Origin of the sequence: Lysinibacillus sp. G4S2, assembly GCF_030348505.1 — a bacterium.
GTDB lineage: Bacteria > Bacillota > Bacilli > Bacillales_A > Planococcaceae > Lysinibacillus.
In genome coordinates this window covers 218175-233905 of record NZ_JAUCFJ010000002.1, presented here as the reverse complement: position 1 = coordinate 233905, position 15731 = coordinate 218175, and the positions used below count along the sequence as shown (strand labels likewise).

Sequence of the window (15731 nt, the reverse complement as noted above, 5' to 3'; positions counted from 1 at the left end):
CAGGCGTATTGATTAGGAAAATATAGATTTATTATTGAATGATAAAAGGATTTTTTTGCTGCTATTTTGCAAATGTATAACCACCTTAACTGATTATAGCGCAGGGCTACTCGACTCTAACGGGAAAAGCGAGACAGACGAGGCCCTGCACGGAGCAAATGTTTTCCGTGCGAAAACGAAGTGGCAGCGGCAACGCAGCGGAGGAAGCAGCTCGACGCTCGCCCGCAAGAAGCCTTGCTCTGCGCGAAAGCGAAGCGTCAACGACAAAACAAGTAGCACAGCGGAAATCAGAGCCTTTTAATAAATCAGGATGGATAAAAACGATCAATCAACACACCTATTAAAATAATTCTCTAAAAGATGTTTAGAAAAGCTGAATTCGGGGTAAAGACTATTCATAAACCCTTTAAATCTAGCATATATTTATAGTTTTTATCTTAATAGAAAAATTCTTTAACAATAATTATTATAATGTACTAGCAATTCTAGTTTATATTTGTTATAGTAATTCATGAAGAGTTTGACTCACAATTTTTCTTCAGGAGGTAAACTAATATGACAAATGCAAATAATCGTAGCCGTCGTTTCACAACAGCAGGTGGTGCTCCAGTAGTAAGTAACCACGATTCAATGTCAGCAGGCCCTCGAGGCCCTTTATTACTTCAAGATGTATGGCTAGTTGAAAAATTAGCGAACTTCAACCGTGAAGTTATTCCTGAACGTCGTATGCACGCTAAAGGATCAGGTGCATTCGGTACTTTCACTGTAACGCATGATATTACTAAATATACAAAAGCAAAAATCTTCTCAGAGGTTGGGAAGAAAACTGAAATGTTTGCACGCTTCTCCACAGTAGCAGGTGAGCGTGGTGCAGCGGATGCTGAGCGCGATATTCGTGGCTTTGCACTTAAGTTCTATACTGAAGAAGGTAACTGGGATTTAGTTGGTAACAACACACCTGTATTCTTCTTCCGTGATCCATTACACTTTACAGATTTAAACCACGTGGTAAAACGTGACCCACGTACAAATATGAAAAACGCTAATTCAAACTGGGACTTCTGGACTTTATTACCAGAGGCACTTCACCAAGTAACAATTGTTATGTCTGACCGTGGTATTCCTTCTGGTTACCGCAATATGCATGGTTTCGGTTCTCACACTTATAGTTTTATTAACTCTGAAAACGAGCGCGTATGGGTTAAATTCCACTTCACTACAGAGCAAGGCATTAAAAACTTAACAGGTGCTGAAGCTAATGGATTAATCGGTAACGACCGTGAATCTTCACAACGTGATCTATATGAGTCAATTGAGAATGGCGACTTCCCTAAATGGAAAATGTCCATTCAAGTAATGACAGAGGAACAAGCTCGTGAGTTACCATATAATCCATTTGACTTAACAAAAGTATGGTATAAAAAAGACTTCCCATTAATTCCTGTAGGTGAATTCGAGTTAAACAAAAACCCGGACAACTACTTTGCGGAAGTTGAGCAATCAGCATTTGCACCGTCAAACATTATTCCTGGTATTAGCTTCTCACCAGACAAAATGTTACAAGCTCGTATCTTTGCATATGCAGATGCACACCGCTACCGCTTAGGTGTAAACCACCACTCGCTTCCTGTAAACGCACCAAAATGCCCATTCCGTTCATTCCACCGCGATGGTGCTATGCGTTTCGATGGCAACCTTGGTTCAACTTTGGGCTATGAACCAAATAGCTACGGCGAATGGGAGCATAACTTAGACTATAAAGAACCTGAATTACGTATTGACGGTCATGCTGGTATCCACGACTTCCGTGAAGACGATAACAACTACTTCGAGCAGCCAGGTAAATTATTCAATCTAATGACTGCTGAACAGCAACAACGCTTATTTGAAAACACTGCCAACGATATGGCACCAGTTGAAGAATTCATCAAGCGTCGCCACATTCTTCATTGCTATTTAGCTGATCCAGCATATGGTGAAGGTGTAGCAAAAGCTATGGGTCTTTCATTAGAAGGTATGGATCTTTCAAACCCATACGTAAAACAACCAACTAACGTTTAATTTTCTACTATTTATTGATATCCAAATCCACTTTTTACTCCATGTGAAGGGCAACTTCACATGGGGTTTTTTTGTCTTAATGACAAAATGAGGGCTCATCATCATAACGTGGGGTTGATTTCCGTTCCGACTGGGCCTATGAATCAAAATAAGGCTTGTGCCTAAGTTGATAGACACAAGCCTTCTCTAATAATTATTGATAAATTTGACTGCCTGCCTTTTTAAATTCCTCTGCCTTTTCCTGCATACCTTTATGAATAGCTTCAGTAGTATTCATATCTCTATCCTTCGCATAATTACGAATATCCTGTGAGATTCTCATACTGCAAAACTTAGGTCCACACATTGAACAGAAGTGCGCAGTTTTCGCTCCTTCTGCAGGCAATGTTTCATCATGATATTCTACTGCACGCTCTGGATCTAACGATAGGTTGAATTGATCGCGCCAGCGGAATTCAAAGCGTGCTTTAGATAGTGCATCATCACGTTGCTGTGCTCCCGGATGCCCTTTCGCTAAATCAGCGGCGTGTGCAGCAATTTTATACGTAATAACCCCTACACGAACGTCCTCACGATTTGGTAAGCCGAGATGCTCTTTAGGTGTTACATAACATAGCATTGCCGTACCAAACCACCCTATCATCGCAGCACCAATAGCTGATGTAATATGGTCATAGCCAGGAGCAATATCTGTTGTCAGCGGCCCTAAAGTATAGAAAGGAGCCTCTTTACACAGCTCTAACTGCTTGTCCATATTTTCTTTAATAAGATGCATTGGTACATGCCCTGGCCCTTCTACCATCACCTGTACATCATGCTTCCAGGCAATTTGCGTTAATTCCCCTAGCGTTTCTAGCTCCGCAAACTGTGCCTCATCATTAGCATCTGCAATAGAACCAGGACGCAAACCGTCACCTAAAGAGAAGGCAACATCATAGGTTTTCATAATTTCGCAGATTTCTTCAAAATGTGTATATAAGAAGCTCTCTTGGTGGTGGAATAAACACCACTGCGCCATAATCGAGCCTCCACGGGACACTATGCCCGTTACACGATTAGCTGTTAATGGCACATAGCGTAGTAGTACCCCTGCATGAATCGTGAAGTAATCAACACCTTGTTCGGCCTGCTCAATCAACGTATCACGATACACTTCCCACGTTAAATCCTCTGCCACACCATTTACTTTTTCAAGCGCTTGATAGATTGGCACTGTTCCTACTGGCACTGCGGCATTACGAATAATCCATTCACGTGTCGTATGAATATGCTTTCCAGTCGATAAATCCATAATGTTATCAGCACCCCAGCGTGTAGCCCATGTCATTTTTTCTACCTCTTCCGCAATTGAGGATGACACCGCTGAGTTTCCAATATTGGCATTAATTTTCACGTGGAAGTTACGTCCAATAATCATTGGCTCGGCTTCAGGGTGATTAATATTAGAAGGCAAAATAGCACGACCTGCCGCAATTTCTGAGCGCACGAATTCAGGGTCTATATTTTCGCGAATCGCTACAAATTCCATTTCTGGAGTAATTATTCCCTTTCGCGCATAGTGAAGCTGTGTTACATTTCTACCTTTCTTAGCACGCAGAGGTTTTCTAGATAAATCAGGAAAAACATTTTCTTTAATACGTGGATCATCAGCATTACGGAAACCGTTATCCTCTGGCTTAATAGTACGACCTTCGTATTCCTCGACGTCCCCCCGTTCTTTGATCCATGCACTACGTAAAGCTGGCAATCCTTTCGTAATGTCTACTTTATATGCAGGATCAGTATACGGGCCACTCGTATCATAAACACGAACCGGCGCATTTTCCTCTTCACCAAAGCTTCCTGTCGTAGGACTTAAAGCAATTTCACGCATTGGTACTAAAATATCTGGTCGAGATCCTTCTACGTAAACTTTTTTACTTCCTTCAAAACTAGACATAATCGTAATATTCTTGTCGCTAACTGTTGTCATAAACTACTTCGCTCCCTTTTATATTTATATAAGGACCGAATCTAGCTCACCCCAACAAAAACAAAAGCCGAATCCAAAAAATTTTTGGATCCGGCTAAGAATGTAAAGGTATAGTTATCGCAAATAACATAGAGTGCAATAATGGTTAACTTTCCCACGCTGGTATGAGCCAGATCAGGTCCAAAGGGTCAAGAAACCTCAATGCGTTTCCCTCTCAGCCTGACTCATCAGACTCCCCTAGTTAGTACTTATTAAGTTTGATGCTAGTGTAGCAGATATTGCTAAGAGATGGAAGCTTCATTTGATAATTTTTGGCACACTCATCAAGTGTCATATGAAAGCTTTGAAGATTTATCGGAACAATTTCAGTTTTTATCGGAACAAAATCTCATTTTATCGGAACAATTTTAGCTTTTATCGGAATATTATCTAGTTTTATCGGAACGATTTCAGTTTTTACTCACTAGGTAAACAACAGCTCCGCTACATAAATCACAATCGTCACTGTAATACAGCTTACAATCGTTGAAAATAAAACTGTTTGTGCAGCAGTTGCCGATTCCACGTCATATTCTAATGCCAAACTAGAGCTATTTCGCGACGTTGGGAAAGAACTAGCTATAAAAAGAGATTGTGCCACGACACCATCTAAACCAAGTGTAAAAATGATAAGTAATGCTACGGCTGGCCCTACGATTAGTCGTGTAAAACAACTAATAAATACCGTCTTATTGAACATCGATTTGATTTCAAGCTGTGATAGCTGGGCCCCTAATGTTATTAACGCTACAGCGATAAAGCCATCTGCCACATGGTCTATCGGAATTTTTATAAACTGCGGGATAGCGATATCAAAAAAGTTCAGCGCTACACCAATAATAAGCGCATGAATAATAGGCATTTTGAGGAAATCTTTCACAATGGACATGCCCGATTTCGTTGAAGAAATTAAATTGTATAAGCCGTATGTATAGGTCGTCATATTTTGAAATATCACAAGAATGACCTGAATCGCTACTCCAATCGGCTGCGTCACGAAAATCATTTGCGCGACCGGAATACCATAGTTGCCTGAATTAATAAGGACAACACTATTTTTAAACACTGCAGCCTCTGTTTTTACTAAACCAAGTCCCTTTGCTATAAAGTGACTAAGCACCATTTGACTGCCGATAAAGAGTAAAATAAATAACGCAACTTGTCCAAGTACCGACAGCTCGATACTCGTTTCATATAAATTCACAAAAACAGCGGCTGGCATGAAGCAATATGTAATAAGCTGAGATAGCGCTTTTAAATTAAAGCGAAATTTCTTTTGTAAAACTGCACCAAGTACTAAAAGCACTAAAATAGGAGCTACAATTTGGAAGAAGATCATACCGAGATACATCATATCGATGTCCCCCTTTCCTCTCCTATAGTAGTGCTGTTTTTATGCTCGGTCAATGCACCTCAACGTTAACCTAGCAGAAATGTACAACACGTTTTTATTAGGAAATGCAACAAGAAAGACTGCCTCATATATCAGACAGTCTTTCATACAAATCATTATTTAACATTAAGCAAGCTTAAATCGATTAACGACCGCTTGTAGTTCCTTTGAAATCTCATTCATACTATTGATGGATTCTGCAACCTTTTGTAGTTCCGCTTGTTGATCAATAGCAGATGCACTTACCTGTTCTGCAGATGCAGCAGTTTCCTCAGAAATAGCAGAGATACTCTGAATCGCCATAATCGCTTGATTTTTATGCTCTAACATGTGAGAAAGCATAGACATTAACTCATTAATCGACGTTTCGATAGAACTAGAAAGCTCGCTATTGTCTTTAAACGCAATCTCCGTGCTTTGTACAGACTCATTTTGAGCTTGCATTAAGCCTGCGTTTGAAGCAATGACAGCAACTGTTTGCTGAGAGTTTTCAAGAATACTACCTACTGTTCGCTTAATGACCTCTGTTTCCTTTTTGGATTGCTCTGCTAACTTTCGTACTTCCTCAGCGACAACTGCAAAACCTTTACCATGCTCACCAGCACGAGCCGCTTCAATACTTGCATTTAAGGCTAATAAATTCGTTTGCTCTGTAATGCCTTGAATTGACGCTATAATTTGATTGATATCAGAAATATTAGACGCCAATGACTCCATTTGCTGCTGAATACGTCCATTCATTGCATTCGTTTCTGAATTACGTTCACGTAAGCTCTCGACTTCTTTCATTCCTCTATCTGTAGTTGCTTTTGTTTTATTCGATAGCTCATCCATTTCATTCGAAAGCGTTGTAATAGCATCAATTTGATCAGACAAATCCATTATTTGATAATTTGTTTCTTCTGTATCCTCAGATTGCTTCGATGCTCCTTGCGCAATTTCATTAATGGCTACAGAGACCTCTTGACTTGAAGCAACGATTTCATTAAACGCTTCGTGAACATGATTGGATGCTTGATTTAGCGATGTCGCAGAATTCAGCACTGTTTGAATGGCACTATTCGTTTGATCCAACATATTATTATAAGCTAATGCAACCGCACCAATCTCATCAGGTTTAATATACTTCTCATCTACTTTTTGAGTTAAATCCCCATCTGCTGCCGTTTCAATAGAAGTCCGTAAAAACTTTAATGGCTTCAATAATTTATAGATAAACAGCGCACTAGCAACGGTCATTAAAACGACTATAATAATTGACGCTATGATTGTAAAAACAAGTACATGATTATACGTTTCTAATATTTTGGATTTTGGTAGCACTATTTGTACAGTCCATGTTTCATCAATTCCATCTAAAATCATCGGAGCAAAAACATTAAATGAATTTTCCTTAAGCTCTTTGGAATCCACATACATACTTTTGAGCTCGCCTTTTTCCATTGTTTGTCTAATGCTTGCCCAGTCCATATTATCTTGCATATTTTGTCCCTTTAAAGCCTCACCAAAGCTATTTGCAGTTAAAACTCCTTTATCAGTAATGATAGCTGCATAGCCACCTTCTGGCTTTACGGACTCTGTCAATTCTTTTAAATAATCAATAGCTAAATCAGCCGTCAATATGCCGAAAAATTCTCCTGAAGCATCGACTAATGGAACAGAAATCGTTGTCATCGGTACTGTCTGTCCATTTACATTATAGTCATAGGGCTCCGTTAGAACTGCCCGTCCTTGTTCTTTTGGTATCCAATACCATTCAGAAACACCCTTATCTTCGAGGCCTTCAAGAGAAGCAGTTGTTATTTTATCCCCATCTTTACTTAAATAAGGGACAAAGCGATTTTTTGAATCCACCAAAGTAGCATTAATGGTCGGATCTACCTTTGTAGAGTTCTGTTCAAAAACAGCACCCACACCAAGTAAATCTTCATTATTAGCTAAATTACTTTCCATCATATCTATTATGGTTTTAGCGGAAAGCTCGCCTTTTTTCTCCATGCCCTCAATTATTCGCTTCGTTGTTAGCAATGTCGTATTCGCTTTCTCAAAACGTTCACTCATCTTTGCTGCCGAATATTCAGCCGTTTCAAGTGTCGCACTTTCCGCATCATCAACACTTTGCGTCTTTATAATAAGACCTGTAATCGTTGTATATGTAATAAATAGCACTAAAAATAACCCTATAATTAGGGAAGATAACTTTAAAGCAATACTCCTAGATTTGCCCATCACAACACCCCTTTTATCAATTTCGCCTTGGCATAATTGTTGCTGTCGCTTCGCTTTCGCACAGAAAACATTTGTTGCTGTCGCTTCGCTTTCGCACAGAAAACATTTGTTGCTGTCGCTTCGCTTTCGCACAGAAAACATTTGTTGCTGACACTTCGCTTTCGCTACAGATAAACAATGCGTCCGAATTTTGAATTGTGCAGGCACAATTCATTCCTTTGAAAATCCGTGACATCCGCCGGAAGATAACATAATCATAATGGATGAAAGGTTGTACCACAACAATAGATTTAGCGAATAAAGTAGAATTTCGCAGATTTAAAGAGAAATCAAGGATTATATTTTTTAAAAATACATGATACAGAAAAAGGGCTTAATTGTTTTATAAGGTGTGTTGATTGACTATTTTTCTCGATCCTAATTAACACGCCTGTTGTTTTATTTAAATATGATCATCTGTGACGCTAAGCTAATTCCCAAGGAGTCGCCCAGTCGGAACGAAAATAACTTATCTACATGGCATACGGTTTAACAAACGTCTTCCCCACTTATGATAAGAAGTAAAAACTCATTCTTACATTCTAAATTAAAGAAATATATGATATATTATCCATTAAATACGATGATCGGAGTGACTAACATGAAAAATAAAGCATTATCTACTTTTATGGCAACAGCTATTACAACAACCTTAGTGTTGCCAGTGTTACCCGCAAACGCAGCTTCGAGTGATTCACCTTTAAACCACTCTATTCAAATTGAAAAGCAGGTAGCTGCAGCCAAAACAAAGGGACAAACCGTTACCATTACCAATATCAATAAAGAGAAAGTAATTACATCCAATGGCCAATTTAAAATTAGTCAGTCGCTGAAGCCCCTCTTTAACACATCGAATAAAACTGCATTGATGAATGCCGAAGCGACAATAGTAGTGAAAAACGGTGAAATTACGAGCGTTACAGCACTAACATTAAATAAAGCTGGTACAAACAAAAAAGCAGTGTATTTTAATGGCGGTGATGCGCAGATAGAAGGAAACCTAACTGTAAATGCGGATTATGTTAAAGTGCAAAATGTCGATATTGACGGTGAACTTATCATAACGAATCGAGTAAAGAGTGCAATTACAATTGATGAAGTAGCCGTTGGCGAGATCATCACATTAAAGCCTCTGCTGACAAGAAAAATAAATTGGTTATATGTCTCTTTAGAAGATATTAAATCACCCAAAATGAATGTGGAGCGTTCTAAAGTAAATGTAACCGCTAACCAACCTATTTCTAAAGTCGATGTGGTAGGTAAAGTTGATTCATTTGAAGTGATGGCCAATGTTGATAAGCTTACAATCGATGTGGAGAAAGATTTTAAACTTTATGGAGAAGGTAAAATTGAACAAGTGGTTGTCAAGCAAGGGGCAAAAGTGGCATTGGATTCAGGTCACTTCATTAACAGAGTGCAGGTGGATGATAAAAAAGCCTCTGTGACCTTACCTGTCGCGAATAAAACTGAGCTAAGTAAATTAGTGGCTTCACCTCCGTACGTTGCAGTTTCTTATAACGGAAATGACATTTTAACGACTGACAAATGGACAACACAAGCTGAACGTTCAGTGTTCGAATCAGCAGTAGCTAGTGCAAGAACAGTAGCTAATAATCCTAACGCCTCACATGAGCAAGTGAGCAATGCGATTACACAATACAAAAACGCTTTAGCAAATTACCAAGCCGTACAAAAAAATGGAACAAAATATACTTATGGTGATAAGTCTTCACTTCAATCGCTTATCAATTCCGTTCAGTATGTTACAGTTTCTTGGAACAATGGTAATGATGTAGCTTCATATGTTCCTTGGACGACTCAAAGTGAGAAGGATGCTTTAGTTTCTGCCGTTTCATCCGCTCAGTCTGTTGTCAATAATTACTATGCATCTCAGTCTGATATCACAAATTCTATTAGCAATTTAAACTACGCGATCAACACTTATAAGAATGCACAAAAATATGGTACTTCTTACCAAACTAACGGAGATAGATCTGCCCTTTTATCGCTTATTAACTCTGTTCAGTATGTTGCAGTTTCTTGGAATAATGGTAATGATGTAGCTTCATATACACCTTGGACGACTCAAAGTGAGAAGGATGCTTTAGTTTCTGCCGTTTCATCCGCTCAGTCTGTTGCCAATAATTCCTATGCATCTCAGTCTGATATTACAAATTCTATTAGCAATTTAAACTACGCGATCAACACTTATAAGAATGCACAAAAATATGGTACTTACCAAACTAATGCCGATAGATCTTCCCTTTTATCACTTATTAACTCTGTTCAATATGTAACCGTTTCTGTTAATGGATCTGAATTATCTTCTACTACAATTTGGACGACACAAAGTGAAAAAGACGCTCTAGTTTCTGCTGTTTCCTACGCTCAAAACGTTGCAAATAATGGCTACTCGTCTCAGTCAGAAATTTCGTCAGCATATAATTATTTATATAGTGCTATTTCAACTTATAGAAGTAATCATAAATCCGGTGTAAACTATCGGAATTATGTTGATAAATCTTGGCTAACGTCACTCATTAATTCTGTTCAGTATGTAAAGACTTCTGCTAACGGAGATGGAACTGACATACCCTATTATGAAAAGTGGACAACGGAAAGAGCAAAACGTGACCTAGAAAAAGCAGTGCAAAACGCTCAATATGTTGTCAATAACTCCTATGCATCTTCCTACGAAGTGACAGATGCTATTAACAGTTTAGACAAGGCAATCAGCATTTATAAGGAAGCCCAAAGTGACGGTAGTAAAAGGTAGAAAATAAAAACTGGCCAAAACCTAAAAAGCGCGAGAAATCAATTTAGAAACATTGATTTCTCGTGCTTTTTCGATGCTAAATTTAGTGTTTCATGGAGGTAGATGTCGATATTTTCCGAAAGTTGGGTGATAAATTTAAAAGGTTGGTTGATAAATCGATAAATTTGGTCGATAAATCGATAAAGTTAGTTTATAAACAATCAAAAGTTCTCAAGGCAGTAAATCTCCGTAAATATACTGCCCTTAACAGAGAAATATGGTAAAGAAAATAGAATGACTTGGGCAAACATAGAAAAAGAGAAATCGAACAGCATCGATTCCTCTTTTTCGGCTCTTCACCAAAACGTGTGGTTGATTTCCGTTCCGACTGGGCGCTTTGTTGCTGACGCTTCGCTTTCGCACAGATAAAACATTTGCCGCTGACGCTACGCTTTCGCACAGAGCAAAGCTTCCTGGGGGCGTCCAGTCTCCACTACAATCAACTAAAATACAGTGCATATATTAAAAAAATGTCATCCACAACTTTTGGTGATGATCCTTTTTTCTTTAATATCAGCTAGTTTTTTCCAATCCTCATTCTTATCTAGAGCCAATCTTAGACAAAAACATCTATTTGAGCCTGTGTAGATTCTCTTTCCCAATTTTTATACCATCTCACAATTCCTTCACTAGGCTCTACCGCTAATTGCTCCTGCAACATTTTCTTTAACAGCCAATATTGTTCCCCCACAGCAGCGGCATTGTTCAGTAAATGATAGAGCTTCATCAAGGTGAAATAGCTATCTTCCTCATTAGGTGAAAATGATTGAACTTTTTCTTGCACCTTCACCGCAGCAAGATAGTTTTTATGTATACTATAAAACTCACTTAATTGCTGTGCATGATGTGACCACAAACGTCTTAGTCGCTCTCTTTCACTTTCCGACCATATATAATCACTATCGCCCAAAAAATCCCCTGTATAGGCTTGGAATACACGCTCATGGTCTTCTACTGTACTCTGTTGTAGCGGAGGTAAAGATTTTAATTGAGCCAGCCATTGTTCCACATCAATTACTACATCTTCCACCAATAATTTATAACCTGAGTTCAACAACGGACTGGAGATTTGCACACCGTCAAATCCATATTTTTTTAAAGTTTGTCGAATTGTATAGATAGCTGTATAAAGCTGCTTAGATGCCTTATCCATATCAGATTCTGGCCAAAACAACTCCAAAATGGTGTCTCGATAAATTATTTCATTACGGTGACTAAGCATATAAGCAAACAATTCTTTTGCTTTCGACGTACGCCACTTCATTAAGTGTGAATTACCATCTGGCGACACTACCTTCAGACCCCCTAACAGCTTAATCATTTTTTGTTTAGCTGTGATTGGCTGATTCTTTTCGATCATGCGTTGAAGTCGTTCCAATGATTTATGTAAACGAAGCTTTTGTACAGGCTTTAAGAGATAATCTATAGCATGTAAATTGAAAGCATCTATAGCGTATTGGTCATAGCCTGTGGTAAAGACAATTTCCACGTTTGGCGATATTTCTTGAATTTTTTCACCTAGCTCAAGTCCATTCATACTAGGCATTACAATATCTAAAAATACAACATCAGGTTGTAAACTATGTATTTGAGCAATCGCTTCTAGAGAATCTGTATATTCTCCAACTATATCAATTTCCGAGATACCACTTTTTTCAAGTAAGGTTTTTAATCTCGTTAATGGTAGATGTTCATCATCAACTATCACAATTCTCATACCATCCACTCCTTAAACACTTGTCATACTATTTAATATCGTTCTAAATTTGATAGAAAAACGTTACCTTTGAAGGGTTTTTCAAGGAATCTGTCGAAAACTATCCTCTATGATAAAAAAGCAAATTCTCTCCAAAAATTTAAAGATTTTTCTAATAGCTAGTTTATTCTTTAGCTTGCTTCTATTACTTCGATTTACCTGGATGAATCTCATTGATGTCCCAGAAGGAGCAGTTGCAAAACAAGGTACTATCGATTTACGAGGTATTGAAACAAGCAAAGACTTTAAAAGAAAGCTACATGGCGAGTGGGAGTTTTATCCAAACACCCTACTCGTTTCAGATAATCCAAAACCATCTGAACAGAATGGTCATAAAATTTATTCCGCTTTACCAGAATCATGGGATCAATACTTTAACAACGAAACAAATAGTCATTATGGTTCTTATCGCTTAACTATTTTGAAAGATGACACAAAGCCTCAACTGTATGGCATTACCATACCTGAAGGACTGTCACCATATGAGCTTTATGTTGATGGAAAGCTTATCGGTGGTCTAGGAGACATGACATCAGATAATGAAAAAACTGCCCCCTCCAGTAGGCCTATCACACATTATTTTACGCTAGATTCCAGTGAAAGCGAGATCATCATACAAGGTGTCCAAACAAATCGCTATGCACAGGGCGGTTTTACTAAGGAAATTATTTTTGGCGATTTACACTCTATGGAACGCACAAAGTTTTTTTCAATAGCAACGCAAATCGCAGTTTGCTTAGTCTTTATATTTTTCTTACTTTTTACTATTTTAATTTTTGCAATAGGAATTAGAAATAAATCACTTTTTTACTTCGCAATGAGTATAATTTCTGCTTGTATAACCGTATTGGTTTCAAGTAATAAATTGCTATATATTTACTTACCTATTAACTGGATTTGGGCAAGCAAAATATTTTATTTTTCTTATATCATGAACATATTATTTTTCACATTATTCCTTCGAGAATTAGTAAAGGAATATGCTAAACCTAAAATATTAAGCATTATTCCAATGCTATGTTCTATTTACTTAGTATTTATTGTAGTAGCTCCTATCGAGTATATTAATAAAACTAAAATTATTTTTACGTTACTTTTTATTATCTCACCTATAATTATAACCATTTTCTTCATCTTTATAGTAAATAAAGGACAAAAAGGGGGAATATTTTTATTATTAACAGCTACTGCAGTAGCCTCTAATTCGTTATTTTTTTCATTCAAACAAAATACACAGCTTCCCTATAGTCATTACCCATTCGATTTGCTAATAGGTATTACTGCTTTATCGGCATTTTGGTTTACGCAATATTTCCAAACAACGCTGCAAACTGAAAAGCTTACAGTAAAGCTGCAAAAAGAGATTAACACGAAGGATGATTTTCTTGCGAATACCTCTCATGAGCTTCGCAATCCACTGCACGGCATGATGAGTATTGCACAAACACTTTTAGTTAAGCAGGATCCTCAGCTCGCTGAAAAAAATAATGACGATTTAAAGCTTCTACTGACAATTGGTAATCATATGTCCTATATGCTAGACGATTTACTAGATTTAGTAAGACTAAAGGAAAAAACTATTCGTCTTCATCCAAAGCCGATTAATGTTTATAATTTAGCGAGCGGTGTAAGCAACATTTTTCTTTTTATGTTAAAAGGGAAACCAGTAGAGCTACTAATAAACATCCCTAAAGATTTACCGCCTGTATTAGCGGACGAAACTCGGCTTATTCAAATTTTTACGAACTTATTTCATAATGCCATTAAATTTACTGAAAAAGGCTCTATTACATTTGATGCTGAAGTGGTTGGTAAAAAACTATATATTTCTATTACAGATACGGGGATTGGTATTGAAAAGGACATGCAAGAAAGTATATTTGAACCATATGAGCAAGTTGATTCGAGTATGACATCTATGGGTGGTGGACTTGGACTAGGCTTAAGTATATGCCAGGAGCTCGTTACCTTACATGGAGGCACAATATCGCTGTCATCCACGGTTGGCAAAGGCTCTACATTTACTTTCTCATTACCGATAGCTGAAGATTCGGCTGTCGATGAAACAGATTTAAGCGTTGAGAAAGACACCTCTCTTTCAAAATATGTGTCATTACTAAGCAATCTTTCCAAATTTGAAGGTGAAATTGCTGCAGCTACCGAAAAAGGATCTCTTGTGACAAGTCATTCACGTATTTTAATTGTTGATGATGACTCTGTAAACTTACAGGTGCTTACTAATGTGCTGTCTACAGAGCCTTATGAAATTGAAACTGCATTAAGTGGCGCTGAGGCTCTAGAAAAACTTGAGGAAGGTAGCTTTGATTTAGTTATTTCTGACATTATGATGCCACATATGTCAGGCTATGAGTTAGCGCAACGAATTCGCGAGCGATACTCTATTTCCGAACTGCCAATACTTTTCTTAACAGCTCGTCAGCAAAGAGAAGATATACAGCTTGCCTTTTTAAATGGTGCCAATGATTATGTTAAGAAGCCAATGGAATATGTAGAACTTAAATCTAGGGTCAATGCACTTGTTCGCGTCAAGCAAACAAGCGAAGAACGTCTACGGATTGAGGCAGCATGGCTACAAGCACAAATTCAGCCTCACTTTTTCTTTAATACACTCAACTCGATTATATCCCTACACGGAGTAGACGATGAGCAAATGGAAGAGTTACTGCTAGCCTTCAGTGATTATCTGCAGATGAGCTTTGATTTCCAAAATGCCGACTTAGTGGTGCCGATCAGCTACGAATTAAAGCTCGTTCGCTCCTATATAGCAATCGAGCAAATACGCTTCGGTAATAGAGTTCAAGTAATATGGGACATCCCAGAAAATATAGAGCTATCAGTCCCACCACTGTCAATTCAAACACTGGTCGAAAACGCCATCCAGCATGGCATTTTACCTTGCATACAAGGAGGAACCGTCACAATTCGCATCGCAGAAGCCGAGGAGCACTTTGCAATATCCATCTCCGATAATGGTGTTGGCTTCGATAACACTGGCCCTAAAAAGCAAACAAGCGTCGGACTCGTTAACACTGAACAACGCCTAAAGCAATTATTTGGTGTGGAATTAACAGTAGAAAGTGTAATTGGACAAGGCACGACCATCTCGTTCCCAATTCCTAAATAGGCGTCAGGCGATATCGGCTTTGTTCATCGAGGTTTGGTTGATCTATCCGGCAGTTCGAGGGGGTATCCGTCGCTTTGGAGGGGCACTATCCGTCACTTCGAGGGTTCTATCCGTCTCGATTGAAAAAAGAGGCTGGGACGTAAGTATATTTTCAAAGCAAAATAAAAAATATCACATCATAAAAGCGCGAGAAATCAACGTTTCTAAAATTGATTTCTCGCGCTTTTTAAGATTTTGACCAGTTTTGGCCCGGCCTCTTTTTCTATGTTTGAACAAGTCATT

9 protein-coding genes and 1 riboswitch are annotated in these 15731 nt (G+C 38.2%); of the genes, 4 read left to right on the top strand and 5 right to left on the bottom strand.

From position 1 onward, the window contains the following. Positions 1 to 555: 555 nt before the first annotated feature. Positions 556 to 2061 (top strand): catalase, encoded by a 1506-nt coding sequence (locus tag QUF91_RS01435; protein ID WP_289416608.1) that lies wholly within the window; start codon positions 556 to 558, stop codon positions 2059 to 2061. A 193-nt stretch (positions 2062 to 2254) separates the two neighbouring features. Here the strand turns inward: QUF91_RS01435 and thiC are convergent, their stop codons facing one another. The 3 genes from thiC to QUF91_RS01420 all read right to left on the bottom strand — a co-directional run bounded on the left by thiC (position 2255) and on the right by QUF91_RS01420 (position 7901). Then, on the bottom strand, positions 2255 to 4033 hold the full coding sequence (gene thiC / locus QUF91_RS01430; protein WP_285396612.1) for a phosphomethylpyrimidine synthase ThiC: 1779 nt from the start codon (positions 4031 to 4033) through the stop codon (positions 2255 to 2257). Positions 4034 to 4167: 134 nt separating this feature from the next. After that, a riboswitch (TPP riboswitch) is annotated at positions 4168 to 4282 on the bottom strand. 214 nt (positions 4283 to 4496) lie between these two features. Further along, the gene (locus QUF91_RS01425; RefSeq protein WP_289416607.1) at positions 4497 to 5426 is read right to left on the bottom strand and encodes an AEC family transporter; all 930 of its coding nucleotides are present in this window, start codon (positions 5424 to 5426) and stop codon (positions 4497 to 4499) included. A 165-nt stretch (positions 5427 to 5591) separates the two neighbouring features. Further along, on the bottom strand, positions 5592 to 7901 hold the full coding sequence (locus QUF91_RS01420) for a methyl-accepting chemotaxis protein (RefSeq protein ID WP_353957832.1): 2310 nt from the start codon (positions 7899 to 7901) through the stop codon (positions 5592 to 5594). 433 nt (positions 7902 to 8334) lie between these two features. Between QUF91_RS01420 and QUF91_RS01415 the strand changes: the two genes are divergently transcribed. Then, positions 8335 to 10509: an S-layer protein gene (locus tag QUF91_RS01415; protein ID WP_353957861.1), complete on the top strand. Its 2175-nt coding sequence runs from the start codon at positions 8335 to 8337 to the stop codon at positions 10507 to 10509. A gap of 190 nt (positions 10510 to 10699) precedes the next feature. On the opposite strand, the gene QUF91_RS01410 is transcribed toward QUF91_RS01415, so the two are convergent. Together QUF91_RS01410 and QUF91_RS01405 are read right to left on the bottom strand one after the other, a co-directional pair. Next, a complete protein-coding gene (locus QUF91_RS01410) occupies positions 10700 to 10948 on the bottom strand; it encodes a hypothetical protein (RefSeq protein ID WP_289416605.1) in 249 nt (82 codons plus the stop codon). A 156-nt stretch (positions 10949 to 11104) separates the two neighbouring features. After that, complete coding sequence (locus QUF91_RS01405) at positions 11105 to 12265, bottom strand: response regulator (protein ID WP_289416604.1); 1161 nt, start codon at positions 12263 to 12265, stop codon at positions 11105 to 11107. A 202-nt stretch (positions 12266 to 12467) separates the two neighbouring features. On the opposite strand from QUF91_RS01405, the gene QUF91_RS01400 reads away from it, so the two are divergent. Both QUF91_RS01400 and QUF91_RS01395 read left to right on the top strand, forming a co-directional pair. Beyond that, a complete protein-coding gene (locus QUF91_RS01400; protein ID WP_289416603.1) occupies positions 12468 to 15449 on the top strand; it encodes a hybrid sensor histidine kinase/response regulator in 2982 nt (993 codons plus the stop codon). Positions 15450 to 15468: 19 nt separating this feature from the next. After that, positions 15469 to 15687, top strand: a complete 219-nt coding sequence (locus tag QUF91_RS01395; RefSeq protein ID WP_289416602.1) for a hypothetical protein — start codon at positions 15469 to 15471, stop codon at positions 15685 to 15687. Positions 15688 to 15731 lie beyond the last annotated feature (44 nt).

Excerpts from the sequence above, each read along its gene's own strand:
- QUF91_RS01435 (WP_289416608.1), top strand. The coding sequence starts at position 556 with ATGACAAATGCAAATAATCGTAGCCGTCGTTTCACAACAGCAGGTGGT.
- thiC (WP_285396612.1), bottom strand. The coding sequence starts at position 4,033 with ATGACAACAGTTAGCGACAAGAATATTACGATTATGTCTAGTTTTGAA.
- QUF91_RS01425 (WP_289416607.1), bottom strand. The coding sequence starts at position 5,426 with ATGATGTATCTCGGTATGATCTTCTTCCAAATTGTAGCTCCTATTTTA.
- QUF91_RS01415 (WP_353957861.1), top strand. The coding sequence starts at position 8,335 with ATGAAAAATAAAGCATTATCTACTTTTATGGCAACAGCTATTACAACA.
- QUF91_RS01405 (WP_289416604.1), bottom strand. The coding sequence starts at position 12,265 with ATGAGAATTGTGATAGTTGATGATGAACATCTACCATTAACGAGATTA.
- QUF91_RS01400 (WP_289416603.1), top strand. The coding sequence starts at position 12,468 with ATGAATCTCATTGATGTCCCAGAAGGAGCAGTTGCAAAACAAGGTACT.